General features: G+C 68.3%; 20 protein-coding genes and 1 tRNA gene. 20 read left to right on the top strand and 1 reads right to left on the bottom strand.

The window, feature by feature from the left end; genetic code table 11:
- Position 1: 1 nt before the first annotated feature.
- Positions 2–1,243, bottom strand: coding sequence for a pyridoxal phosphate-dependent aminotransferase (locus K4G22_RS11020; protein WP_228079713.1), 1,242 nt, complete (start codon positions 1,241–1,243; stop codon positions 2–4).
- Positions 1,244–1,411: 168 nt separating this feature from the next.
- Here K4G22_RS11020 and K4G22_RS11015 point away from each other — a divergent pair.
- From K4G22_RS11015 to K4G22_RS10920, 20 genes are all read left to right on the top strand, one after another.
- A tRNA-Trp gene (locus K4G22_RS11015) sits at positions 1,412–1,484 on the top strand.
- Between the two features lie 79 nt (positions 1,485–1,563).
- Positions 1,564–1,824 (top strand): preprotein translocase subunit SecE, encoded by a 261-nt coding sequence (gene secE, locus K4G22_RS11010; RefSeq protein WP_228084045.1) that lies wholly within the window; start codon positions 1,564–1,566, stop codon positions 1,822–1,824.
- A gap of 42 nt (positions 1,825–1,866) precedes the next feature.
- On the top strand, positions 1,867–2,700 hold the full coding sequence (gene nusG, locus K4G22_RS11005) for a transcription termination/antitermination protein NusG (RefSeq protein ID WP_228079712.1): 834 nt from the start codon (positions 1,867–1,869) through the stop codon (positions 2,698–2,700).
- Positions 2,701–2,950: 250 nt separating this feature from the next.
- On the top strand, positions 2,951–3,385 hold the full coding sequence (gene rplK / locus K4G22_RS11000; RefSeq protein WP_062207522.1) for a 50S ribosomal protein L11: 435 nt from the start codon (positions 2,951–2,953) through the stop codon (positions 3,383–3,385).
- 105 nt (positions 3,386–3,490) lie between these two features.
- Positions 3,491–4,207, top strand: a complete 717-nt coding sequence (rplA, locus tag K4G22_RS10995; RefSeq protein ID WP_228079711.1) for a 50S ribosomal protein L1 — start codon at positions 3,491–3,493, stop codon at positions 4,205–4,207.
- Between the two features lie 147 nt (positions 4,208–4,354).
- Positions 4,355–5,251, top strand: coding sequence for an SCO4651 family lipoprotein (locus K4G22_RS10990; protein ID WP_228079710.1), 897 nt, complete (start codon positions 4,355–4,357; stop codon positions 5,249–5,251).
- Between the two features lie 301 nt (positions 5,252–5,552).
- Entirely contained in the window at positions 5,553–6,107 is a 555-nt protein-coding gene (rplJ, locus tag K4G22_RS10985) for a 50S ribosomal protein L10 (protein WP_228079709.1), read from the top strand.
- 114 nt (positions 6,108–6,221) lie between these two features.
- Positions 6,222–6,608, top strand: coding sequence for a 50S ribosomal protein L7/L12 (gene rplL / locus K4G22_RS10980; protein ID WP_228079705.1), 387 nt, complete (start codon positions 6,222–6,224; stop codon positions 6,606–6,608).
- A gap of 470 nt (positions 6,609–7,078) precedes the next feature.
- Complete coding sequence (gene rpoB, locus K4G22_RS10975; RefSeq protein WP_228079703.1) at positions 7,079–10,564, top strand: DNA-directed RNA polymerase subunit beta; 3,486 nt, start codon at positions 7,079–7,081, stop codon at positions 10,562–10,564.
- Positions 10,565–10,661: 97 nt separating this feature from the next.
- On the top strand, positions 10,662–14,561 hold the full coding sequence (locus K4G22_RS10970; protein WP_228079701.1) for a DNA-directed RNA polymerase subunit beta': 3,900 nt from the start codon (positions 10,662–10,664) through the stop codon (positions 14,559–14,561).
- Between the two features lie 379 nt (positions 14,562–14,940).
- Positions 14,941–15,312, top strand: a complete 372-nt coding sequence (gene rpsL, locus K4G22_RS10965) for a 30S ribosomal protein S12 (protein ID WP_062207506.1) — start codon at positions 14,941–14,943, stop codon at positions 15,310–15,312.
- A gap of 2 nt (positions 15,313–15,314) precedes the next feature.
- Positions 15,315–15,785, top strand: a complete 471-nt coding sequence (gene rpsG, locus K4G22_RS10960) for a 30S ribosomal protein S7 (RefSeq protein WP_228079699.1) — start codon at positions 15,315–15,317, stop codon at positions 15,783–15,785.
- Between the two features lie 39 nt (positions 15,786–15,824).
- Positions 15,825–17,948: an elongation factor G gene (gene fusA / locus K4G22_RS10955; RefSeq protein WP_228079698.1), complete on the top strand. Its 2,124-nt coding sequence runs from the start codon at positions 15,825–15,827 to the stop codon at positions 17,946–17,948.
- 170 nt (positions 17,949–18,118) lie between these two features.
- Positions 18,119–19,312 carry an elongation factor Tu gene (tuf, locus tag K4G22_RS10950; RefSeq protein ID WP_062207500.1) on the top strand — a complete coding sequence of 398 codons (1,194 nt, stop codon included), beginning with the start codon at positions 18,119–18,121 and terminating at the stop codon, positions 19,310–19,312.
- A 380-nt stretch (positions 19,313–19,692) separates the two neighbouring features.
- Positions 19,693–20,133: a DUF485 domain-containing protein gene (locus tag K4G22_RS10945; RefSeq protein ID WP_228079696.1), complete on the top strand. Its 441-nt coding sequence runs from the start codon at positions 19,693–19,695 to the stop codon at positions 20,131–20,133.
- Positions 20,130–21,830, top strand: a complete 1,701-nt coding sequence (locus tag K4G22_RS10940; RefSeq protein WP_228079693.1) for a solute symporter family protein — start codon at positions 20,130–20,132, stop codon at positions 21,828–21,830. The genes K4G22_RS10945 and K4G22_RS10940 overlap by 4 nt, the downstream gene beginning before the upstream one ends.
- A gap of 223 nt (positions 21,831–22,053) precedes the next feature.
- Positions 22,054–22,707: an NAD(P)-dependent oxidoreductase gene (locus K4G22_RS10935; protein ID WP_228079692.1), complete on the top strand. Its 654-nt coding sequence runs from the start codon at positions 22,054–22,056 to the stop codon at positions 22,705–22,707.
- Between the two features lie 123 nt (positions 22,708–22,830).
- Complete coding sequence (locus K4G22_RS10930) at positions 22,831–23,835, top strand: DUF5954 family protein (RefSeq protein WP_228079690.1); 1,005 nt, start codon at positions 22,831–22,833, stop codon at positions 23,833–23,835.
- A gap of 81 nt (positions 23,836–23,916) precedes the next feature.
- Positions 23,917–25,008: a sensor histidine kinase gene (locus tag K4G22_RS10925; RefSeq protein WP_228079689.1), complete on the top strand. Its 1,092-nt coding sequence runs from the start codon at positions 23,917–23,919 to the stop codon at positions 25,006–25,008.
- Positions 25,005–25,763: a LytR/AlgR family response regulator transcription factor gene (locus tag K4G22_RS10920; RefSeq protein ID WP_228079688.1), complete on the top strand. Its 759-nt coding sequence runs from the start codon at positions 25,005–25,007 to the stop codon at positions 25,761–25,763. Before K4G22_RS10925 ends, K4G22_RS10920 begins: the two co-directional genes overlap by 4 nt.
- Position 25,764: the final 1 nt, after the last annotated feature.

Raw genomic sequence — 25,764 nt, 5'->3', positions numbered from 1 at the left:
CCTAGGCCAGCAGCTTCTGGATCCGCGCGATGCCCTCGACGAGGTCGTCGTCGCCCAGCGCGTAGGAGAACCGCAGAAACCCCGGGGTGCCGAACGCCTCGCCCGGCACCACGGCGACCTCGGCCTTCTCCAGCAGCACCTCGGCCAACTCCAGCGTGGTGGCGGGGCGTTGGCCGCCGATCTCCTTGCCGAGCAGTTCCTTGACGGAGGGGTAGGCGTAGAACGCGCCCTTGGGCTCGGGGCAGTTGACGCCGTCGATCTCGTTGAGCATCCGCACGATGGTGGTGCGGCGCCGGTCGAACGCCTCCCGCATGGCGGCCACCGCGTCCAGATCGCCCGAGACGGCGGCCAGCGCGGCGGCCTGGGCCACGTTGCTGACGTTGGAGGTGGCGTGCGACTGGAGGTTGCCCGCGGCCTTGACGACGTCGGACGGGCCGATGAGCCAGCCCACCCGCCAGCCGGTCATCGCGTAGGTCTTGGCGACGCCGTTGACGACGACGCAGCGGTCGGCCAGCTCGGGCACCAGCGTCGGCAGCGAGCTGAACTCGGTGTCGCCGTAGACCAGGTGTTCGTAGATCTCGTCGGTGAGCACCCACAGGCCGTTCTCGACGGCCCAGCGGCCGATGGCCTTGGTCTGCTCGGGGGAGTAGACCGCGCCGGTCGGGTTGGACGGCGAGACGAAGAGCAGCACCTTGGTGCGCGAGGTGCGGGCCGCCTCCAACTGCTCGACGCTGGCGAGGTATCCGCTGGTCTCGTCGGTGTCGACGGTCACGGGGACGCCGCCGGCCAGCCGGATCGACTCCGGGTAGGTGGTCCAGTACGGGGCGGGTACGAGCACCTCGTCGCCCGGGTCGAGCAGGGTGGCGAACGCCTCGTAGATCGCCTGCTTGCCGCCGTTGGTGATCAGCACCTGGCTGGCCTCGACCTGGTACTTCGAGTCGCGCAGGGTCTTGGCGGCCACCGCCTCCCGCAGCTCGGGGAGTCCGCCGGCCGGCGTGTAGCGGTGGAACCTGGGCTCCCGGCAGGCGGCCTCGGCCGCCGCGACGATGTAGTCGGGCGTCGGGAAGTCGGGCTCGCCGGCGCCGAAGCCGATCACCGGTCGGCCGGCGGCGCGCAGCGCCTTCGCCTTGGCGGTCACGGCCAGCGTGGCCGACTCGGAGATGGCACCGATCCGCGCCGAGACCCGGCGCTGGGCGGGCGGCGCGACTGGCGGCTGGGCGGGGGATGGGGTTGCGGCACTCATGGGGGCATCGTCGCAGACGGCCTCCCGGGCCGGCACACGGGTTGTGAGCGGTCGGCCCAGTCGTCACGCGGGAAACCCCAGCACCAACCGTTCGACGGCCGGGCTTTGAACACGTACACTCCTCACCTGTGGCGCCGGATGCGGTAGGTTGTCGTCGCCACACGGCAAAGGGTCGTAGCTCAATTGGTAGAGCACTGGTCTCCAAAACCAGCGGTTGGGGGTTCAAGTCCCTCCGGCCCTGCTACACGAAGTGAAAAGCCGTCCGGGTGGCCGGGCGGCTTATGACCATGACCGGGATCGGGTGAGGACGAGTGGCTGGGATCACGGACTCCGATGTGGCGCCAGAGCCCCGGGGCGAGGGCGCCGGTCGTCGCGGCCGTCGTGCGAAGAGAGGCCCGCTGGGCAAGCTCGCCCTCTTCTACCGCCAGGTCGTCGCGGAGCTGCGCAAGGTCGTCTGGCCGTCGCGGCGACAGCTGACGACGTACGCGACAGCGGTGATCATCTTCGTAGTCGTCGTCATCTGCATCCTGACCGTGCTTGACTGGGGATTCAGCCGAGCCGTCGACTACGTCTTCGGCTGATGTGTCATCCCTCGTAACGAAAGTCAGGAAGAAGCAGCTACCGTGTCTGACCCGAACCTGAACGACGCCTCCCCCGAACCCGTGGGCGAGGACACCGCGCGCGACACGGTCGAGGTGGCAGAGGCCGCGCAGAGCGATGTCGAGCAGGCCGACGCCGCCGAAGCCACGGCGCACGACGCCGAGGGCGTCGCGGCGGACGAGGTCGCCGAGCAGCCGGCCGAGGCGGACGAGGCCGGGGACGCCGAGGAAGCGGCCGAGGAGCCGGTCGACCCGGTCGCCGCGCTGCGCGAGGAGCTGCGGACGCTGCCCGGCGAGTGGTACGTCGTGCACACCTACGCCGGCTACGAGAACCGGGTGAAGACCAACCTCGAACAGCGGGCCGTCTCGCTGAACGTCGAGGACTACATCTTCGGGGTCGAGGTGCCGCAGGAAGAGGTCGTCCAGATCAAGAACGGCGACCGGCGCACCATCAAGCAGAACAAGCTGCCCAGCTATGTGCTGGTGCGGATGGATCTCACCAACGAGTCCTGGGGCGTGGTGCGGAACACCCCGGGCGTCACCGGCTTCGTGGGCAACGCCTACGACCCGTATCCGCTGACGCTGGACGAGATCGTCAAGATGCTGGCCCCCGAGGTCGAGCAGAAGGCGGCGGCGGAGGCCGCGGCCGAGGGCGGCGCCGGTGGCCGCCGGGTCGAGGTGCAGGTCCTCGACTTCGAGGTCGGCGACTCGGTCACTGTCACGGACGGCCCGTTCGCCACGCTTCAGGCGACGATCAACGAGATCAACGCCGACTCGAAGAAGGTCAAGGGCCTGGTGGAGATCTTCGGCCGGGAGACCCCGGTCGAGCTGAGCTTCGACCAGATCCAGAAGAACTGAGCACAACACGACGTCGGGAAGCCCTGGCCAGCGTTCCAAGCGCTGATCGGGGCTTCTCTCGCTCCCGCGCGCGTCGACCGCCGACCGCCGACCGTCGATGGTCCGACCGCGATCGTCGCGCTGATCACGGCCCGCATTTGGGGCCCGTCAGGTTACCCGCTACCGTGGTGCGGTATGCCTCCCGCCAGGTCGCCTGGTAAGCCGTCGGCGGGAGCTTCGTTACCTCTCATCTAGGACCCGGAGAGAGCACATGCCTCCCAAGAAGAAGAAGGTCACTGGGCTGATCAAGCTCCAGATCCAGGCAGGCGCGGCCAACCCGGCCCCGCCCGTCGGTCCGGCGCTGGGTCAGCACGGTGTCAACATCATGGAGTTCTGCAAGGCCTACAACGCGGCCACCGAGTCGCAGCGTGGCTGGGTGATCCCGGTGGAGATCACGGTCTACGAGGACCGCTCCTTCACCTTCATCACCAAGACTCCGCCCGCCGCCAAGATGATCCTCAAGGCCGCCGGCGTCGACAAGGGCTCGGGCACGCCCCACACCACCAAGGTCGCCAAGATCACCCGCGACCAGGTGCGGGAGATCGCGACCACCAAGATGCCCGACCTGAACGCCAACGACCTGGACGCCGCCGAGAAGATCATCGCCGGCACCGCCCGTTCCATGGGCGTCACCGTCGAGGGCTGACGGGCAGCTCAGGCTCCCGACGGCTCCCCAGTGCCGTCTCGACCTCGTGGCAGGGCCACGCGCTGGCCCGGACCACCACTCCACCGATTCACCCCAGGAGCAGCAGTGAAGCGCAGCAAGACTCTTCGCGGCGCGGACGCCAAGATCGACAAGAACAGCGTCTACAGCCCGCTTGAGGCCGTCCGTCTCGCCAAGGACACCTCCGGCACCAAGTTCGACTCGACCGTCGAGGTCGCCATGCGGTTGGGCGTCGACCCCCGCAAGGCCGACCAGATGGTCCGCGGCACCGTGAACCTCCCGCACGGCACCGGCAAGACCGCCCGGGTCCTGGTCTTCGCCACCGGTGACCGTGCCGCCGCCGCGGAGGCCGCCGGAGCCGACATCGTCGGCTCGGACGAACTGATCACCGAGGTCGCCGGCGGCCGTCTCGACTTCGACGCCGTGGTCGCCACCCCCGATCTGATGGGCAAGGTCGGCCGCCTCGGCCGGGTGCTCGGCCCCCGTGGCCTGATGCCCAACCCGAAGACCGGCACCGTCACCCCCGATGTCGCGAAGGCCGTCACCGAGATCAAGGGCGGCAAGATCGAGTTCCGCGTGGACAAGCACGCCAACCTCCACTTCATCATCGGCAAGGTGTCGTTCGCCGAGACGCAGCTGGTGGAGAACTACGCCGCCGCGCTGGAGGAGATCCTGCGCCTCAAGCCCTCGGCGGCGAAGGGGCGTTACCTGAAGAAGGCCGTCATCTCCACCACCATGGGCCCCGGTGTGCCGGTTGACCCCAACCGCACCCGCAACCTGCTGACGGAGGACGCCCTCGCCTGACCCTCGGGTCACCTCGGGCCACCTCGGGCGCCCGTCCCGGTTCTGTCACAGAACCGGGACGGGCGCTTTGTGCGCGCCTGGGAGCAAATACGGTGAAGGGTGGACGGGGAACCAACATCCACACCCAGCACAACCCTTGGGGGAGTCATGCGTTTCACGCTTCGAGCGGCGGCCGGGATAGCCGGGGTCGCGCTGCTCGCCGGCACGGCCGCCTGTGGCAGCGAGGACAACTCGTCCGAGGGCGGCGGGGACGAGCGGACGGTGTCGGACGCCGCGTCCGCGCTCCAGGCCGCCGCCGAGACGACATCGGGGATGACCTCGGCCCGGTTCGAGGGTCAGATCACCGGCCCTGCGGCTGCCGGCGGCGACATGACGATGGAGGGCGTCATGAGCTGGGAGTCCTCCCTGGTCATGGAGATGACCGCGCACTCCGACGAGTTGGCGGCCACCCCCGGCGCCCCGCCGGAGATGACCATCAGGTGGCTCGACAACGTGATGTACATGAACATGGGCGAGGAGTTCGCGTCCGAGATGGACGGCCGCTCCTGGCTCAGCATGGACCTCGCCGCGCTCGCCGAGGAGTCGGGCGACCAGGCCATCGCCGACGCCCTGACCATGGGCCTGGAGTCCACCAACCAGGACCCGGCGCAGCAGATGGGGATCATGCTCCAGTCCCCCGGCATCGAGGAGGTCGGCGAGGAGACGCTGGACGGCGTCGAGACCCGCCACTTCCAGGGCACGGTGACCGTGGAGGACGCCATCGCCGGCGACGCCGCCGGGACGGCCGCCGGGCTCACCGACGCCGAGCTGGAGCAGCTGGTGGACATGATGGAGCAGCAGGGCATCGAGAGCTACGAGATCGACGTCTGGATCGACGAGAACGATCTGCCGGTGCAGATCACGCAGAGCTACGACACCAACGAGGGACCGGTCGAGAACCAGGTGCGGTACTTCGACTACAACACCGACGTCACGGTCGAGGCGCCGCCGGCCGACTCGGTCTTCGACTTCATGGACCTGCTCGCCGAAATGGGCGCCGTCTGACCTTCGCCCGGCCCTCCGAGCCGGTCCGCCCCCGGGCGATTTGCGGATTCGCGAATCGCTCACGTACTCTTCCACGTGAAGCCAGAGACCGCTGGTTGTCGCCCCGTTTCCCTCGGATTCGGGGTGGCCGAAGGACCGCTCACGCGGCGACCCGCGCAGGTGATCGTGGAAGACCACGGGGTTCGTGTATCCCCGTGTTCCGCCCTGAGCGCCTGCGCTGAGGGCGTTTTTTTGTTGGGTCGGCCCCTTCTGCCGCGGTTGCTGAACACCTGCGGAAAAACCCGGAAGGAGGGCCGAGGTTATGGCTAGTTCCGACAAGGGCGCGGTCGTCGAGGAGATCAAGCAGCGGTTTGAGAACTCCAACGCGGCCGTGGTCACCGCCTACACGGGCCTTACCGTGGCTCAGCTCAAGGAGCTGCGCCGCTCGCTCGGTGAGAACGCCCAGTACCGAGTGACCAAGAACACGCTGACCAAGATCGCGGCCAACGAGGCCGGAGTCAGCGGGCTCGACGAGTTCTTCAAGGGCTCCACCGCCGTCGCCTTCGTGACCGGGGACCCGGTCAACGTGGCGAAGGGCCTGCGGGACTTCTCCAAGGAGAACCCCTCGCTGGTCATCAAGGGCGGAGTCCTCGACGGCAAGGCGCTCTCGGCCGCCGAGATCGTCAAGCTCGCCGACCTGGAGTCGCGCGAGGTTCTGCTCGCCAAGCTCGCCGGTGGCATGAAGGCGTCGATGGCCAAGGCCGCCGCCACCTTCGAGGCCCCGCTCACGAAGTTCGTCCGCACGGCAGACGCCCTGCGGAACAAGGTCGAGCAGGGTGGTGCCGGTGCGCCGGCCGCCGCCGAGTCCGCCGAATAGCCGGAGCGACGTCTCTCGTCTCCCGGTCCCATCGGAGGACCTCAGGCGTGGGCTGCCCTGCCCGCGTCTCACGTTCAACCGGCACCAGCCGACTCAAGTGGAAGGACCGCCATCATGGCGAAGCTGAGCCAGGACGAGCTGCTTGAGCAGTTCGCCGACATGACCCTGCTCGAACTGTCGGACTTCGTGAAGAAGTTCGAGGACAAGTTCGACGTCGAGGCCGCCGCCCCGGCCGCCATCGTCGCCGCCCCGGGCGCCGGCGGCGGTGCCGCCGAGGCCGAGCCGGAGAAGGACGAGTTCGACGTCGTCCTGACCGGTGCCGGCGACAAGAAGATCCAGGTCATCAAGGTCGTGCGTGAGCTGACCTCGCTGGGCCTGAAGGAGGCCAAGGAGCTGGTGGACAGCGCCCCCAAGGCCGTCGTCGAGAAGGTCACCAAGGAGGCCGCCGACAAGGCCAAGGAGTCGCTGGAGGGCGCTGGCGCCTCCGTCGAGGTGAAGTGACGCCTCGCGTCGCTTCCCCCCTCCTACCAGGGGCGATCACCCAGTCGGGTGGTCGCCCCTGGGCGTTCCCGCAGCGGCCTCCTTGCCCGTGACGCGGGGGCGGGTATGGTGATCTTCGGTCGTTCCTCTCGACGTGCCCGGGACGGGTGGTGCGGGAGTCGGGGCCTTGACGAACCGCGGCGGTCGCGCGATTCTCTGGTCGCACGCCGGATCGATCCGTGATCCGAGGAATGGATCGCCGGCGTAGTGGGAAAGTACTGCGGCAGACGGGTCCGTTGCCAGCCTTCGAGGCGGCTGGCGGCGGTACGGAGCAACGGCCGAGGGTGGCTCCTCGATTGATAGATATGGGCATTGGACATCAGTGGGTCTTGTGACTACACTGACCCTTTGCGCTGCCTAGCTGCCTCCTGCCCGTCACCTAGGGGGCCGGCACGCGCGCAGAGAGTCCGAGCCCTCGGAAGGACCCCCTCTTGGCCGCCTCGCGCAACGCCTCGACCAACAGTACGAACAACGGCACCAGCACTGCACCGCTGCGTGTCTCTTTTGCCAAGATCAAGGAGCCGCTAGAGGTTCCCAATCTCCTTGCGCTGCAGACCGAGAGTTTTGACTGGCTGCTCGGTAATGACGCCTGGAAAGCCCGCGTCGAGGCCGCGCTAGAGAGTGGACAGGACGTTCCGAGGAAGTCCGGTCTGGAGGAGATCTTCGAGGAGATCTCCCCGATCGAGGACTTCTCGGGGTCGATGTCCCTGACGTTCCGCGACCACCGTTTCGAGCCGCCGAAGAACTCGATCGACGAGTGCAAGGAACGCGATTTCACCTTCGCCGCCCCGCTGTTCGTCACCGCGGAGTTCACCAACAACGAGACCGGCGAGATCAAGTCGCAGACGGTCTTCATGGGTGACTTCCCGCTGATGACCGACAAGGGCACCTTCTGCATCAACGGCACCGAGCGCGTGGTCGTCTCCCAGCTGGTGCGGTCCCCGGGTGTCTACTTCGACAGCAGCATCGACAAGACCTCCGACAAGGACCTCTTCTCCGCCAAGATCATCCCGTCCAGGGGCGCCTGGCTGGAGATGGAGATCGACAAGCGCGACATGGTCGGCGTCCGCATCGACCGGAAGCGCAAGCAGTCGGTCACCGTGCTGCTGAAGGCCCTCGGCTGGACCTCCGACCAGATCCTGGAGGAGTTCGGCGACTACGAGTCCATGCGCGCCACCCTGGAGAAGGACCACACCCAGGGGCAGGACGACGCGCTGCTCGACATCTACCGCAAGCTCCGTCCGGGCGAGCCGCCGACCCGTGAGGCCGCCCAGACGCTGTTGGAGAACCTCTACTTCAACCCCAAGCGGTACGACCTGGCCAAGGTCGGGCGCTACAAGATCAACAAGAAGCTGGGCGGGGACGAGCCGCTGGACGCCGGTGTGCTCACCGTCGAGGACATCGTCGCCACCATCAAGTACCTGGTGCGGCTGCACGCGGGCGAGACCGAGACGGTCGTCGCCGGCGGCCGGACGATCGTCGTCGAGACGGACGACATCGACCACTTCGGCAACCGGCGGCTGCGCAACGTCGGCGAGCTGATCCAGAACCAGGTCCGCACCGGCCTGGCCCGGATGGAGCGGGTCGTCCGCGAGCGGATGACCACGCAGGACGTCGAGGCGATCACGCCGCAGACCCTGATCAACATCCGGCCCGTCGTCGCCTCCATCAAGGAGTTCTTCGGCACCAGCCAGCTGTCGCAGTTCATGGACCAGACCAACCCGCTCTCCGGGCTGACGCACAAGCGTCGTCTCTCGGCGCTCGGCCCCGGCGGTCTGAGCCGGGAGCGGGCCGGTCTTGAGGTCCGTGACGTGCACCCCTCGCACTACGGCCGGATGTGTCCGATCGAGACGCCCGAGGGCCCCAACATCGGTCTGATCGGCTCGCTGGCCGCCTTCGGCCGGGTGAACGCGTTCGGCTTCGTCGAGACGCCGTACCGCCGCGTCACCGAGGGCGTCGTCACGGACTCGGTCGACTACCTGACCGCCGACGAGGAGGACCGCTTCGTCATCGCGCAGGCCAACGCGCCGCTGACCGACGACTACCACTTCGCGGAGTCCCGCGTGCTGGTGCGCCGCCGTGGCGGCGAGATCGACTACGTCGCCGGCGGCGAGGTCGACTACATGGACGTCTCGCCGCGCCAGATGGTGTCGGTGGCCACGGCCATGATCCCGTTCCTGGAGCACGACGACGCCAACCGCGCGCTGATGGGCTCCAACATGATGCGCCAGGCGGTGCCGCTGATCCAGGCGGAGTCCCCGCTGGTCGGCACCGGCATGGAGTACCGCTCGGCGGTGGACGCCGGCGATGTGATCAAGGCCGAGAAGGACGGCGTGATCTCCGACGTCTCCGCCGACTACATCTCGGTGCAGAACGACGACGGCACACACGTCACCTACCGGTTGGCCAAGTTCCACCGCTCCAACCAGGGCACCTCGTTCAACCAGAAGGTCATGGTCGAGGAGGGTGACCGCGTCATCACCGGACAGGTGATCGCCGACGGTCCCTCCACCCAGAGCGGTGAGATGGCGCTCGGCAAGAACCTGCTGGTCGCGTTCATGCCGTGGGAGGGCTACAACTACGAGGACGCGATCATCCTCAGCCAGCGGCTGGTGCAGGACGACGTCCTCTCCTCGATCCACATCGAGGAGCACGAGGTCGACGCCCGGGACACCAAGCTGGGCCCCGAGGAGATCACCCGGGACATCCCGAACGTCTCCGAGGAGGTCCTGGCGGACCTGGACGACCGGGGCATCATCCGGATCGGTGCCGAGGTCGAGGCCGGCGACATCCTGGTCGGCAAGGTCACGCCCAAGGGCGAGACGGAGCTGACCCCGGAGGAGCGCCTGCTGCGCGCGATCTTCGGCGAGAAGGCCCGCGAGGTCCGCGACACCTCGCTGAAGGTCCCGCACGGCGAGACCGGCAAGGTCATCGGCGTGCGCGTCTTCGACCGCGAGGAGGGCGACGAACTGCCCCCGGGCGTGAACCAGTTGGTGCGCGTCTACGTCGCCCAGAAGCGGAAGATCACGGACGGCGACAAGCTCGCCGGACGGCACGGCAACAAGGGCGTGATCTCCAAGATCCTGCCCATCGAGGACATGCCGTTCATGGAGGACGGCACGCCCGTCGACATCATCCTCAACCCGCTGGGCGTGCCCTCCCGGATGAACCCCGGGCAGGTGCTGGAGATCCACCTCGGCTGGCTGGCCTCCCAGGGCTGGAAGGTCGAGGGCCTGGAGGCGGAGTGGCAGCAGCGGCTCGCCTCGATCGGCGCTGACGACGTCGCGCCCGGCACCAACGTGGCCACCCCGGTGTTCGACGGTGCCCGTGAGGACGAGCTGGCCGGCCTCTTCGGCGCCACCATCCCCAACCGGGACGGCGACCGGATGGTGCTGCCCTCCGGCAAGGCCAGGCTCTTCGACGGCCGCTCGGGCGAGCCGTTCCCCGACCCGATCTCCATCGGGTACATGTACATCCTGAAGCTGCACCACCTGGTGGACGACAAGCTGCACGCCCGCTCCACCGGCCCGTACTCGATGATCACCCAGCAGCCGCTCGGTGGTAAGGCGCAGTTCGGCGGTCAGCGGTTCGGCGAGATGGAGGTGTGGGCGCTGGAGGCATACGGCGCCGCCTACGCCCTCCAGGAGTTGCTCACCATCAAGTCCGACGACGTCACCGGCCGAGTGAAGGTCTACGAGGCGATCGTCAAGGGCGAGAACATCCCCGAGCCCGGCATTCCCGAGTCCTTCAAGGTGCTCATCAAGGAAATGCAGTCGCTCTGCCTGAACGTGGAGGTGCTGTCCTCGGACGGCATGTCCATCGAGATGCGTGACACCGACGAGGACGTCTTCCGCGCCGCGGAGGAACTCGGCATCGACCTGTCCCGGCGGGAGCCGAGCAGCGTCGAAGAGGTCTGACGGGCCAGGTCGGAGGGGCGGGTCCGCCCGCCCCTCCGGCTCCCCCCGGACCCCGACAGACCATTGACTGACACAACCCTGAGAGGGATTGACGAGAGTGCTCGACGTCAACTTCTTCGACGAACTGCGGATCGGCCTGGCGACGGCTGACGACATCCGTCAGTGGTCTCACGGCGAGGTGAAGAAGCCGGAGACCATCAACTACCGCACCCTCAAGCCCGAGAAGGACGGCCTCTTCTGCGAGAAGATCTTCGGTCCCACCCGGGACTGGGAGTGCTACTGCGGCAAGTACAAGCGCGTGCGCTTCAAGGGCATCATCTGTGAGCGCTGCGGCGTCGAGGTGACCCGCGCCAAGGTGCGCCGGGAGCGGATGGGCCACATCGAGCTGGCCGCCCCCGTCACCCACATCTGGTATTTCAAGGGCGTTCCGTCGCGCCTTGGCTACCTGCTCGACCTGGCGCCGAAGGACCTGGAGAAGGTCATCTACTTCGCCGCCTACATGATCACCTATGTGGACGAGGAGCGTCGCACCCGCGACCTGCCGTCCCTTGAGGCGCACATCTCCGTCGAGCGCCAGCAGATCGAACAGCGTCGCGACGCCGACCTTGAGGCCAGGGCCAAGAAGCAGGAGTCGGACCTGGCCGAGCTGGAGGCCGAGGGCGCCAAGGCGGACGTGCGCCGCAAGGTGCGCGAGGGCGCCGAGCGCGAGATGAAGCAGCTGCGCGACCGCGCCCAGCGCGAGCTGGACCGGCTCGACGAGGTGTGGAACCGCTTCAAGAACCTCAAGGTCCAGGACCTGGAGGGCGACGAGCTGCTCTACCGCGAGCTGCGCGACCGCTTCGGCACCTACTTCGACGGGTCGATGGGCGCCGCGGCGCTCCAGCGGCGTCTTGAGACGTTCGACCTGAACGAGGAGGCCGAGCGGCTGCGGGAGATCATCCGCACCGGCAAGGGCCAGAAGAAGACCCGTGCGCTGAAGCGGCTCAAGGTGGTCTCGGCGTTCCTTCAGACCTCCAACAGCCCGCGCGGCATGGTCCTCGACTGCGTCCCGGTGATCCCGCCGGACCTGCGTCCGATGGTGCAGCTGGACGGCGGCCGGTTCGCCACGTCCGACCTGAACGACCTGTACCGCCGGGTGATCAACCGGAACAACCGCCTGAAGCGGCTTCTCGACCTCGGCGCGCCCGAGATCATCGTCAACAACGAGAAGCGGATGCTCCAGGAGGCCGTCGACGCGCTGTTCGACAACGGCCGGCGCGGCCGTCCGGTCACCGGGCCCGGCAACCGTCCGCTGAAGTCGCTGTCCGACATGCTCAAGGGCAAGCAGGGCCGGTTCCGGCAGAACCTGCTGGGCAAGCGCGTCGACTACTCGGCGCGTTCGGTGATCGTGGTGGGCCCGCAGCTCAAGCTGCACCAGTGCGGTCTGCCCAAGGCGATGGCGCTTGAGCTCTTCAAGCCGTTCGTGATGAAGCGTCTGGTCGATCTCAACCACGCGCAGAACATCAAGTCGGCCAAGCGGATGGTCGAGCGGCAGCGGACCGTGGTGTACGACGTCCTCGAAGAGGTCATCGCCGAGCACCCGGTGCTGCTGAACCGCGCGCCGACGCTGCACCGTCTCGGTATCCAGGCGTTCGAGCCGCAGCTGGTCGAGGGCAAGGCCATCCAGATCCACCCGCTCGTCTGTACCGCGTTCAACGCGGACTTCGACGGGGACCAGATGGCCGTGCACCTGCCGCTGTCGGCGGAGGCGCAGGCCGAGGCCCGCATCCTGATGCTGTCCTCGAACAACATCCTCAAGCCGGCCGACGGCCGTCCCGTCACCATGCCCACCCAGGACATGGTGCTGGGCCTGTTCTTCCTCACCACCGACGAGGAGGAGCGGGAGGTCCGCGGCGAGGGCCGTTCGTTCGCCTCGACCGCCGAGGCGATCATGGCGTTCGACGCCGGGGAGCTGTCGCTCCAGGCGAAGATCGACATCCGGTTCCCGCTGGGCACCGTGCCGCCGCGCGGCTGGACTCCGCCGGAGCCGGCCGAGGGCGAGCCGGCGTGGCAGCAGGGCGAGAGCTTCCGCTTCCGCACCACGCTCGGCCGGGCGCTCTTCAACGAACTGCTGCCCGAGGACTACCCGTTCGTCGACTCGTCCGTGGGGAAGAAGCAGCTCTCCGGGATCGTCAACGACCTGGCCGAGCGGTACCCCAAGGTCGTCGTCGCCGCCGCGCTGGACAACCTCAAGGCGGCCGGCTACTTCTGGGCCACCAGGTCCGGGGTCACCGTGGCCGTCTCCGACATCGTGGTGCCCGAGGCGAAGAAGCAGATCATCGCCGACTACGAGGCCCAGGACGAGAAGGTCCAGAAGCAGTACGAGCGCGGCCTGATCACCAAGGACGAGCGCACCCAGGAGCTCATCGCGATCTGGACCAAGGCCACGGTCGAGGTCGCCGACGCGATGAGTGAGAACTTCCCGAAGACCAACCCGATCTTCATGATGGTGGACTCGGGTGCGCGCGGCAACATGATGCAGATGCGTCAGATCGCCGGTATGCGTGGTCTGGTGTCCAACGCCAAGAACGAGACCATCCCGCGGCCGATCAAGGCGTCGTTCCGCGAGGGCCTCACCGTGCTGGAGTACTTCATCTCCACCCACGGCGCCCGTAAGGGCCTGGCGGACACCGCGCTGCGGACCGCCGACTCCGGGTACCTCACCCGGCGTCTGGTGGACGTCTCGCAGGACGTGATCATCCGCGAGGAGGACTGCGGCACCGACCGCGGCCTCAAGCTGTCGATCGCGTCCAAGGGCGCGGACGGCGTGCTGCGCAAGGCGGAGGACGCCGAGAGCAGCGTCTACGCCCGCTGCCTGGCCGAGGACATCACGGTGGAGGGGAAGGTCCTGGCCCCGGCCGGCACCGACCTGGGCGACGTGTTGATCGACGAGCTGGTGCGGCACGGCATCGAGACGGTCAAGACCCGCTCCGTCCTCACCTGCGAGTCCGCGGTCGGCACCTGCGCCATGTGCTACGGGCGTTCGCTGGCCACCGGCAAGCTGGTGGACATCGGCGAGGCCGTCGGCATCATCGCGGCCCAGTCGATCGGTGAGCCCGGCACCCAGCTGACGATGCGGACCTTCCACACCGGTGGTGTGGCGGGTGACGACATCACCCAGGGTCTGCCGCGTGTGGTCGAGCTGTTCGAGGCCCGTACCCCGAAGGGCGTCGCGCCGATCTCCGAGTCGGCCGGCCGGGTGCGGATCGAGGAGACCGAGAAGACCAAGAAGGTCATCGTCACCCCGGACGACGGGTCCGACGAGACGTCCTACCCGGTCTCCAAGCGGTCCAGGCTGCTGGTGGGCGAGGGCGACCACGTCACGGTCGGCCAGCCGCTGACCGTGGGCGCGGCCAACCCGCACGACGTGCTGCGGATCCTCGGACAGCGCGCGGTCCAGGTGTACCTGGTCGGCGAGGTCCAGAAGGTCTACAACTCGCAGGGTGTGGCGATCCACGACAAGCACATCGAGATCATCGTCCGGCAGATGCTGCGCCGGGTGACCATCATCGAGTCCGGCGACGCCGAGTTGCTGCCGGGCGAGCTGGTGGAGCGCTCGAAGTTCGAGTCGGAGAACCGCCGCGTGGTCGCCGAGGGCGGACATCCCGCCTCCGGCCGTCCGCAGCTGATGGGTATCACCAAGGCGTCGCTGGCCACCGAGTCCTGGCTGTCGGCGGCGTCCTTCCAGGAGACGACGCGGGTGCTCACCGACGCGGCGATCAACGCCAAGTCGGACTCGCTGATCGGCCTCAAGGAGAACGTGATCATCGGTAAGCTCATCCCGGCCGGTACGGGCCTGTCCCGTTACCGCAACATCCGGGTGGAGCCCACCGAGGAGGCGAAGGCCGCGATGTACTCGGCTGTCGGCTATGACGACATCGACTACTCGCCCTTCGGCACCGGATCCGGGCAGGCGGTCCCGCTTGAGGACTACGACTACGGCCCCTACCAGGGCTGACATCGGGTGATGGCCGGCGGCCGGGGCGGAGCGATCCGCCCCGGCCGCCGTGCTGTCCGGCGCGGTGCGGGCGCCTCTCATGTGGCTGCCGGGTGCCGGCGGGGGCGGTTTGTCGGGGGTCGGCGGGGGGCCCGTCAAGAGGGCCGGACCTCGATCGTTTTGACCGTAGCCATCGCGCTGGGTACGCTCTGACCTTGTGCCTGGGGTGTTCCCTGCGCTTTTTCAGCCGCAGTCGGGACTCCGGGGTCCGCAACCACTTCCCTGAGCCGCCATCGAGCGGAGAGCGGAAGCCCGCGGTTTTCGACACGCCCGACCGCGTGGGTCGGGGTGTGTTCCAGGTTAGCTTTATTGAGACCGGCACAGAGAAACCGGAGATACGGTGCCAACGATCCAGCAGCTGGTCCGCAAGGGCCGGCAGGACAAGGTCGAGAAGAACAAGACACCCGCGCTTGAGGGTTCGCCCCAGCGCCGCGGTGTCTGCACGCGTGTGTTCACCACCACGCCCAAGAAGCCGAACTCCGCGCTCCGCAAGGTCGCGCGTGTCCGGTTGAGCAACGGGATCGAGGTCACCGCCTACATCCCGGGTGAGAACCACAACCTTCAGGAGCACTCCATCGTGCTGGTGCGCGGTGGACGGGTTCGGGACCTGCCGGGTGTTCGCTACAAGATCATCCGCGGCTCCCTGGACACCCAGGGCGTCAAGAACCGCAAGCAGGCCCGCAGCCGCTACGGCGCCAAGAAGGAGAAGTAAGAATGCCTCGTAAGGGCCCCGCCCCGAAGCGACCGGTGCACATCGACCCGGTGTACGGCTCTCCTCTGGTGACGTCGCTGATCAACAAGATCCTGCTGAACGGCAAGCGTTCCACGGCCGAGCGCATCGTCTACGGCGCCATGGAGGGCCTTCGGGACAAGACCGGCAACGACCCGGTCATCACCCTGAAGCGCGCCCTGGAGAACGTGAAGCCGACCCTTGAGGTGCGTTCCCGCCGCGTCGGTGGCGCCACCTACCAGGTGCCGGTCGAGGTGCGCCCCGGGCGTTCCTCCACGCTCGCCCTGCGCTGGCTCGTCGGGTACTCCCGCGCCCGTCGCGAGAAGACCATGACCGAGCGCCTGATGAACGAGCTGCTCGACGCCTCCAACGGCCTCGGCGCGTCCGTGAAGAAGCGCGAGGACACGCACAAGATGGCCGAGTCCAACAAGGCGTTCGCGCACTACCGCTGGTAGTCGCAACCCCTATCGAGACCGAGAGAAGACTGAAGCCAGATGGCTACCACTTCACTTGACCTGGCCAGGGTCCGCAACATCGGGATCATGGCCCACATCGACGCGGGCAAGACGACCACCACCGAGCGGATCCTGTACTACACCGGTGTGAGCTACAAGATCGGTGAGGTCCACGACGGCGCCGCCACGATGGACTGGATGGAACAGGAGCAGGAGCGCGGCATCACGATCACGTCCGCCGCGACCACCTGTCACTGGCCTCTCGAAGAGGTCGACCACACCATCAACATCATCGACACCCCGGGCCACGTGGACTTCACGGTCGAGGTCGAGCGTTCGTTGCGGGTGCTCGACGGGGCCGTCACCGTCTTCGACGGCGTGGCCGGTGTCGAGCCGCAGTCGGAGACCGTCTGGCGTCAGGCGGACCGCTACGGCGTGCCGCGTATCTGTTTCGTGAACAAGCTCGACCGCACGGGTGCGGACTTCTTCCGCTGTGTCGACATGATCGTCGACCGGCTGAAGGCCGTCCCGTTGGTCATGCAGCTGCCGATCGGAGCCGAGGGCGGCTTCAAGGGCGTGGTGGACCTCGTCCGCATGAAGGCCCTGGTCTGGTCCGAGGAGACCAAGCTCGGCGAGATGTACGACGTCGTCGACATCCCGGAGGACCTGCGCGAGCAGGCCGACGAGTGGCACGCCAAGCTCGTCGAGGCGGTCTCCGAGAACGACGAGGAGCTGATGGAGCTGTACCTGGAGGGCCAGGAGCCCACCGTGGAGCAGCTCTACACCGCTGTGCGCCGGATCACCCTGGCCTCCACGGGGGCCGAGGGCACGACCACGGTCACCCCGGTGTTCTGCGGTACCGCGTTCAAGAACAAGGGCGTTCAGCCCCTGCTCGACTCCGTGATCCGCTACCTGCCGTCGCCGCTGGACGTCGAGGCGGTCGAGGGTCACTCGCCGCGCGACACCGAGCAGGTCATCAAGCGGCGGCCCTCCGAGGAGGAGCCGCTGGCGGCCCTGGCCTTCAAGATCGCCACGGACCCGCACCTCGGCAAGCTCACCTTCATCCGTGTCTACTCCGGCGTGCTCCAGACGGGCACGCAGGTGCTGAACGCGGTGAAGGGGCGCAAGGAGCGGATCGGCAAGATCTACCGGATGCACGCCAACAAGCGGGAGGAGATCGACCGCGTTGGCGCCGGTGACATCGTCGCCGTGATGGGGCTGAAGCAGACCACCACGGGTGAGACGCTGTCGGACGCGAACAACCAGATCATTCTGGAGTCCATGGAGTTCCCGGCTCCGGTGATCGAGGTCGCCATCGAGCCCAAGTCCAAGGGCGACCAGGAGAAGCTGGGTGTGGCGATCCAGCGGCTGGCCGAGGAGGACCCGTCCTTCCAGGTCAAGACCAACGAGGAGACCGGCCAGACGATCATCGCGGGCATGGGCGAACTGCACCTCGACGTGCTGGTCGACCGCATGAAGCGCGAGTTCAAGGTCGAGGCCAACGTCGGTAAGCCGCAGGTCGCCTACCGTGAGACGCTGCGTCGTGCGGTCGAGAAGGTCGACTACACGCACAAGAAGCAGACCGGTGGTTCGGGTCAGTTCGCCAAGGTCCAGATCAGTCTGGAGCCGCTGGAGGGCGACGGCTACGAGTTCGAGAACAAGGTCACCGGTGGCCGTATCCCCAGGGAGTACATCCCCTCGGTGGACGCGGGATGCCAGGAGGCGATGGAGTTCGGCGTGCTCGCCGGCTACCCGCTGACCGGTGTCAAGGTGACCCTGCTCGACGGCGCGTACCACGACGTCGACTCCTCGGAGATGGCGTTCAAGATCGCCGGTTCGATGGTCTTCAAGGAAGCCGCTCGCCGTGCGAGCCCGGCCATCCTTGAGCCGCTGATGGCGGTCGAGGTCACCACGCCCGAGGAGTACATGGGCGATGTGATCGGCGACATCAACTCCCGCCGTGGCCAGATCCAGGCCATGGAGGACCGTGGTGGCGTCAAGGTCGTGAAGGCCCTGGTCCCGCTGTCGGAGATGTTCGGCTACGTCGGCGACCTGCGCAGCAAGACCTCCGGTCGTGCGAGTTACTCCATGCAGTTCGATTCCTATGGTGAGGTTCCCAAGAACGTCTCCGAGGAGATCATCGCGAAGGCCAAGGGCGAGTAGCCCTTAAGCTGGAGCCAAGGGGCATTCGGGGGCATTCCGCCCCCGGTGCCCGGCCCTTTAGCGAAGCGGTCAAGGGCATCCCCCTCGGGGTCCTGACCGGTTCGGTCGATATCTGAAAACCTTCCGCAAAGTGCGGGGGGCGTACAGCACCAGTCCACAGGAGGACCCCAGTGGCGAAGGCGAAGTTCGAGCGGACTAAGCCGCACGTCAACATTGGCACCATCGGTCACATCGACCACGGCAAGACGACGCTTACCGCGGCGATCACCAAGGTGCTGCACGACGCTTACCCGAACCTCAATGAGACGTTCGCGTTCGAGAACATCGACAAGGCGCCCGAAGAGCGCCAGCGCGGTATCACCATCTCCATCGCGCATGTCGAGTACCAGACGGAGAACCGTCACTACGCGCACGTCGACTGCCCGGGTCACGCGGACTACATCAAGAACATGATCACCGGTGCCGCCCAGATGGACGGCGCGATCCTGGTGGTCGCCGCCACCGATGGTCCGATGCCGCAGACCAAGGAGCACGTGCTGCTCGCGCGCCAGGTCGGCGTGCCGTACATCGTGGTCGCCCTCAACAAGGCGGACATGGTGGACGACGAGGAGATCATGGAGCTGGTGGAGCTTGAGGTCCGTGAGCTGCTCACGGAGTACGAGTTCCCGGGCGACGACGTGCCGGTGGTCAAGGTCTCCGCGCTGAAGGCGCTTGAGGGTGACCCGGAGTGGGCCAAGACCGTCCTTGAGCTGATGGAGGCCGTCGACACGGCCATTCCGCAGCCCGAGCGTGACGTCGACAAGCCGTTCCTGATGCCGATCGAGGACGTGTTCACCATCACCGGCCGCGGCACCGTCGTGACCGGCCGGATCGAGCGCGGCATCCTCAAGGTCAACGAGACCGTCGACATCATCGGCATCAAGGAGGAGAAGGCCACCACCACGGTGACCGGGATCGAGATGTTCCGGAAGCTGCTGGACGAGGGTCGGGCCGGTGAGAACGTCGGTCTGCTGCTTCGTGGCATCAAGCGCGAGGACGTCGAGCGCGGCCAGGTCGTCATCAAGCCCGGTTCGGTCACGCCGCACACGGACTTCGAGGCGCAGGCGTACATCCTGTCGAAGGACGAGGGTGGTCGTCACACTCCGTTCTTCAACAACTACCGCCCGCAGTTCTACTTCCGTACCACCGACGTGACCGGTGTGGTGCACCTCCCCGAGGGCACCGAGATGGTCATGCCGGGCGACAACACCGAGATGCGCGTTGAGCTGATCCAGCCCATCGCCATGGAGGAGGGCCTGAAGTTCGCCATCCGTGAGGGTGGTCGGACCGTCGGCGCCGGTCAGGTCACCAAGATCATCAAGTGAGCTGACGCTCGCCGTCGATCGCGAGCAACCCGTCAGGGCCCCGGGCCCGCCGCCACCGCGCGGCGGACCCGGGGCCCTGTGGCGTGCCAGGGCGCCCCGCGCCGCGCTTTCGGGGGCCGGAACGTTCCCGGTCGGGAAGTCCCCTGGTGCCATCGGCTGTCCCACCGTGTCGCGCCCCGCCTCCCGCCGCTGCTTCGGCCGCTCCCCGTCGCCCGCTCGGCGCGGAAAACGACCGTTCGTCGAGCGGCACCGTCAAGCACGTGTCCTGGGCCTGTGACGCTCCTTACATTCTGGGGACACCATGTCCGTGGTCCCCGAAATTTCGCAGGAGTACCTCCCGGGCCTTCCCCCTCCCGGGCCGTTTCCCGAAGGAGCCGTCGATGGCGACACACTCCGCCCCCAATCCCAGCGAGCCCCCCCAGCCCGCCGAGCGCGGTGGCCCCGAGCCACCGGCGGATGGGCTCGGCCCTGATGCGGAGTTGGAAGCTCGCGCGCTACTGATGTACGAGGATCCCCGGTTCCGCGAGTTGCGCACCCGCCTGCTGCGCTTCGTGGTGCCGGCGGGCATCGCCTTTTTCTCCTGGTTCCTGCTCTACGTACTGATGTCGGCCTATGCGCGAGGGGTGATGTCGACTCAGGTGGTGGGCAGCCTCAACATCGCATTGGTGTTTGGTCTGTTGCAGTTTGTGAGCACTTTCGGAATCGCGCTTCTCTACGCCCGTTACACCGACCGTCGCTTCGACCCGCTCGCTGACGAGTTGCGCGCGGAGTTGGAGAGCGAGCCCAAGGTTCCCGGTGCGAGGAAGGGAGAGACGGCGTGATCACCTCTGCGGCGGAGAGCGCTTCGAACGAGCGGCTCATTACTCTCATTCTGTTCGGCACCATGATCGCGGCGACACTGTGGATCACGGTATGGGCCAGCCGGCGCACCAAGTCGGCGACGGACTTCCACTCCGGCGGCCGAGGCTTCAGTGGCGTCCAGAACGGCTTCGCGATCGGCAGCGACTACATGTCGGCCGCGTCCTTCCTGGGCATCGCCGGCATGATCGCGCTCTATGGCTACGACGGGTTCCTCTACTCGATCGGCTTCCTGGTGGCCTGGCTGGTGGCCCTGCTGGCGGTCGCTGAGATGTTGCGCAACTCCGGGCGGTTCACCATGAGCGACGTGGTGTCCTACCGGATGCGTCAGCGCCCGGTCCGCACCGCCGGAGCGATTTCCACGCTGACGGTGTCGATCTTCTATCTGTTGGCGCAGATGGTCGGCGCCGGTGCCCTGATCGCCCTGCTGCTGGGTATCGAGGAAGGCGAGACCTACCTCGGGATGAACGCGGACACGGCCAAGATCGTCGGCATCGTGGTGGTCGGTCTGTTGATGATCACCTATGTCTCGTTCGGTGGGATGACCGGCACCACCTGGGTGCAGATCATCAAGGCCGCTATGCTCCTCGCCGGCGCGCTGCTGGTCACCCTGTTGGTGCTGGCGGTCTATGACTTCAATATCGGCTCGTTGATGAACGACGCGGCCGATGCGAGCGGCGCCGGCAGCTCGTTCCTGGAACCGGGGCTCCGCTATGGGGTCGAGGTCCCGGGTGACGCCTGGCAGACCCTGGTCAACAAACTGGACCTGATCAGTCTCGGCATGGCCCTGGTGCTCGGCACGGCCGGACTGCCGCACATCCTGATCCGCTTCTACACGGTTCCCGACTCCAAGACCGCGCGGAAGTCGGTCAACTGGGCTATCGGTCTGATCGGCGCCTTCTACCTCATGACCCTGATCCTGGGCTTCGGGGCCGCGGCGTTGGTCGGCCGAGAAGCGATCGTCAACGAGAACGCGGCCGGCAATACGGCGGCGCCGCAGTTGGCCGAGGAGGTCGGCCAACACTTCGGCGGGAGCTTCTTCGGCGCGGTGATGCTGGCCCTGATCGCTGCGGCTGCCTTCGCCGCCATCCTCTCCACGGTGGCCGGGTTGACCATCGCCTCGTCGTCGTCGTTGGCGCACGACTTCTACAACGCGGTGCTGCGCAAGGGGAAGGCGAAAGAGCAGGAGGAGATCCGGGTCGCCAGGTTCTCCGCGATCGGCGTGGGCGCGGTCTCCATCGTGCTGGCGGTGTTCGCACAGGATCTGAACGTGGCCTTCCTGGTCGCGCTGGCCTTCGCCATCGCGGCCTCGGCCAACCTGCCGGTGATTCTCTTCAGCCTCTTCTGGAAGCGGTTCAACACGACGGGCGCGGTGGCCGGCATCTACGGCGGCCTGGTCGGCTCCGTCGGGTTGGTGTTCTTCTCGCCCGTCGTCTCCGGCAAGGTCGACGCGGAGGGCAACAACCTGGCGCTGCTGCCCAAGAGCGTGGACATCTCCTGGTTCCCGTTGGAGAACCCGGGCCTGGTGTCCATCCCGCTCGGTCTGCTCTGTGCCGTCGTCGGCACCCTCATGTCCAAGGAGTCCGATCCCGATCGGTTCGCGAAGCTCCAGGTGCGGGCCCTCACCGGCGCCGGAGCGGAGCGAGCCAGCAAGCACTGATCGAATCGGACCAACCCACGGGGGTATCTCGCCCCACCCCCGGCGCCCGGGGCCTTGTCTCCGCCCTTCCCCGACAAGGCCCCGGGCGCCCTCGCGTCCGCCGCCGGCCCCCGCTGCCGCGACACGCGGCCGGCGGCGGACCGCGGGAGCGCGGCCGGCGCGATGGCACCCTGGCGGGGGCGCCGCGCCGGGCGGGCGCCCCTGCGGAAAGGGCGGTTTCGTCATGGCCAGGATCGCGGTCTTCGGCGCTTCGGGCAGCATCGGCCACCGGGTGGTGAGCGAGGCGCTGGACCGGGGGCACGAGGTGACGGCGGTGGTCCGCGATCCGGTGAGGGTCACCAGGACCCACCCGGCCCTGGCGGTGCTGGGCGGCGACGTGTTGGACCCGGCCAGCGTCACCGTCGCCGCCCGCGGGCAGGACACCCTGGTCAGCGCGGTGGGCGGGGACGACGCGGCGGGGCACGAGGCGCTGATCGAGCCGTCGGCCGAGGCGCTGGTCGCCGGGCTGCACGCGCTGGGCGCCGAGGCACCCCGGCTGATCATGGTCGGCGGCGCCGGTTCGCTGCGCACCCCGGGCGGCGGGCCGCTCTGGGACACGCCCGGCCTCCCCGACCAGGTGGTGCGGATCATGCGGGCGCACGGGGCGGCGCTCGACTATCTGCGGAGGATCGACGGCGAGGTCCGCTGGACCAGCCTCAGCCCCTCGGCCCAGATCGAGTCCGGCTCCCGCAGGGGCGCCTACCGCACCGCCCTCGACGACCTGGTGGTCGACGAGGAGGGCCGGAGCTGGATCTCCACCGAGGACTACGCCAAGGCCGTGGTCGACGAGATCGAACGCCCCGCCCACATCGGCCGACGCTTCACCGTCGGTTACTGACCTTCCGCCCGGATGGCCAGCGAAACGTGAACGTCGTGAACATGGGGGCAAGTTAGCCCCCCGAAAGGTGGGGGCTTTGGAGAATCCCGGGACGGAGCGCGCGGCTGCCGTCACACTGGGCATATGGAGGATCACCAGAGGAACGCGCCGCGTCACCTCACCTTCCGGGTGACCCGGCGGGAGGACCCCGTCTCCGAGGTCACCGAACAGGACGCGATCAGAGCGGCGGAACGCTATCCCCATGTGGTCATCCGCGGCCCCGTCTTCGGCTTCGCCGAACAGCGTCCCGAGGACGGCCCCGCCTGGCGGCTGCTCGACGACGTCACCGACGTCTTCGCCCAGCACGCGCGCGAGGGGCTCAACTCCCACCTGTGGTTCCGGGCCAGGGACGAGACGGCCCCCGGGGATCGGCTCCGCGCCCAACTGCGGGACGCCATCGCCAGGTTGGAGACCGAGCCGGTCAACGAGCTGACCGTCGCCGACATCCGCTACCGCATCGTGCGCGGCGACGAGTTCGCCAGAATCGGCCCCCGGGGCATCGAGGGCCCGCGCCCCACCGACCCCGACGAGCCGGCCGCCGACCTCTCCTGGGGCGAGCGCCGCTCCTCGCCCAGCCGCACCAGGGGCCTGCTGATCGACCACGCGAGCCCCACCGGGATCATGGAGTCCATCCAGCGGATGGAACTGCTCGGGCTGCGCTACGAGGCGCCCCGGATCCCCGCCGAGGCGCGCGCCGACTCCGCCATCGCGCTGGAGACCCACCCCGGAGTGGTGTTGCTCCCCGCCACCTTCACCTTCGCCGAGCGGAAGCGCGCCTCCTGGGAGCCGATGGCCGCGCTCCAGGCCAACCCCCACGAGGCGCGCGCCACGCTCTACGACTACCTGGCCGAGTTCCTGCCGAAGCTGGGCCAGGAGGTGTCGGCGGACGACGCCCGCGTCTACGCCGAGGCGGCCGACGACTTCCGCGCCCGCCCGCGCCGGGACGAGATCACCGTGCTGGGGCGCAGGTTCCAGATCATCCGGGTCGAACGCCTCGTCCGGATCGGCCCCGACGGCCCCGAGACGCCACGGCCCAGCGATCTCGACCCCTACGGCCCCTGCCCGATCCACCCCTCGCTGGCGGAGTAGGGCCTCCCGCGAGAAGCAGCCGGTCAGGAAGGGCCCGTCGTTTCCCTACAGCCGGGCGGCCCGCTGGGCTAGGTTCGGGCCATGCTGGATGGCAGACGGCGGCGCAGGGCCGAACAGGGCGAGGAGACGCGGAGCACCGCGCGCCTGCTCACCGCCGTCCAGGAGTTGGACGACGACCTCCGCGACGGGCTCACCGGACGCGGCCCCGCCCAGGCCGCCCGGCGGCTGCGCAAGCTGCTCGGCGCCGACAGCGTGCTGCTCGCCGACCTCGGCGGCCCCGTGGCCGCGGCCGGCCCCGAGCCGACCGACGCCGACTCGGGGGCGCTCCTCGCCCAGTCCTACGAGCACGGCAGCCCCGTGCACCGGCCGCCCTGGTCGGCCGTCCCGCTGCTGGTCGCCGGCGAGCTGTCCGGCGGCCTGCTGGTGCGCGGCGGCGCCGAGGCCGAGGTCACGGCGGTCGCCGCGCTGGTGGCCCGCTCCCTCGACCACGCGGCGCTGCGCCGCGCCAGGGACCGGATCGCCCAGGCCGAGCTGCGCACCCTGCGCGCCCAGATATCCCCGCACTTCCTGCACAACGCGCTGGCCGTCATCGGCGCCCGGGTGCGCACCGACCCGGACCGGGCCAGGGCCCTGCTCAGCGACTTCGCCGACTATCTGCGCTACAGCTTCTCCACCAAGGGGGACTACGCCACCGTCGCCGAGGAACTCCAGGCCATCCAGACCTATCTGGAGCTCCAGCGCGCCCGCTTCGACGACCGGATGGAGCTGACCGTCCGGATGGCGCCCGAGATCCTGCCCGTCGTCATCCCCTTCCTGGTGATCCAGCCCATCGTGGAGAATGCCGTCCGGCACGGGCTTGAGCCCAAGCCGGGTCCCGGATCCATCCAGGTCTCCGGCTTCGGCGAGGGGCCGCTGTGTGTGATCGAGGTGGAGGACGACGGGGTGGGGATGCGACCTGAGTTCGCCCAGGCGGTACTCGCCGGGGAACACGCGGCCACCGGGGGTGAGCCGCTGGACGAGCGGCGCCGCCGGGTCGGCCTGGCCAATGTGGACATGCGGCTGCGGGCGGTCTACGGGCCCGAGTACGGGCTGGTGATCGAGACCGCGCCCGACGGCGGCACCAAGGTCGTCATCCGGGTGCCCAGGTTCAGACGAGGAGTGGCCGCGCGGTGACCGCCGAGACCCGACTGCGTGCCCTGGTGGTGGAGGACGAGACGTTCACCCGCAGGGAGTTGGCCGCCATGCTGACGGCGCTGCCCGAGATCGGCGAGGTCAGCGAGGCCGACGGCGGGGAGAGCGCGGTCCGGCTGCTGGGCGAGGCCGCCTTCGACGCCGTCTTCCTCGACATCTCGATGCCTGGCCTTGACGGCATGGCGGTCGCCCGGGTGCTGGGCCGGCTCTCCGAACCGCCGGCGATCGTCTTCGTCACCGCCTCCGAACAGCACGCCGTCGACGCGTTCGGCATCGGCGCCATCGACTACCTGCTCAAGCCGGTGCGCCCCGAGCGGCTGGCCGAGGCCGTCTCCCGCGCGCTCGCCCCGCACCGCCCGCCGCCGGCGGCGCCGCGCGCCGCGCACGGCGACGAGCTGTCCGTGGTCCGGGTGGAGAACGGCCGGCACACGGTGTTCGTGCACCGCGACGACATCCAGTACGCCGAGGCGCACGGGGACTACGTCCGGCTGCACACCGCCGAGGAGACCCATCTGATCCGGATATCCCTCAGCTATCTGGAGGAGGTGTGGGCGCCGGCCGGTTTCGTGCGGGCGCACCGCGGCTATCTGGTGGCCATCCGCTGGGTCCGCGACCTGTGGGTGAGCAGCTCGTCCGGGCTGCTGGCCCGCACCCCGGCCGGCGATGTGCCGGTCAGCCGGCGGCACGCCAGGCCCCTGAAGGAGCAGCTGCTGGCGGCCGTGCGGGACGAGGAGTGAG

Source organism: Streptomyces profundus (assembly GCF_020740535.1).
GTDB classification, from domain to species: domain Bacteria; phylum Actinomycetota; class Actinomycetes; order Streptomycetales; family Streptomycetaceae; genus Streptomyces; species Streptomyces profundus.
Note: the sequence above shows the minus strand (reverse complement) of the source record. Positions and strands in the feature narration are given on the sequence as shown.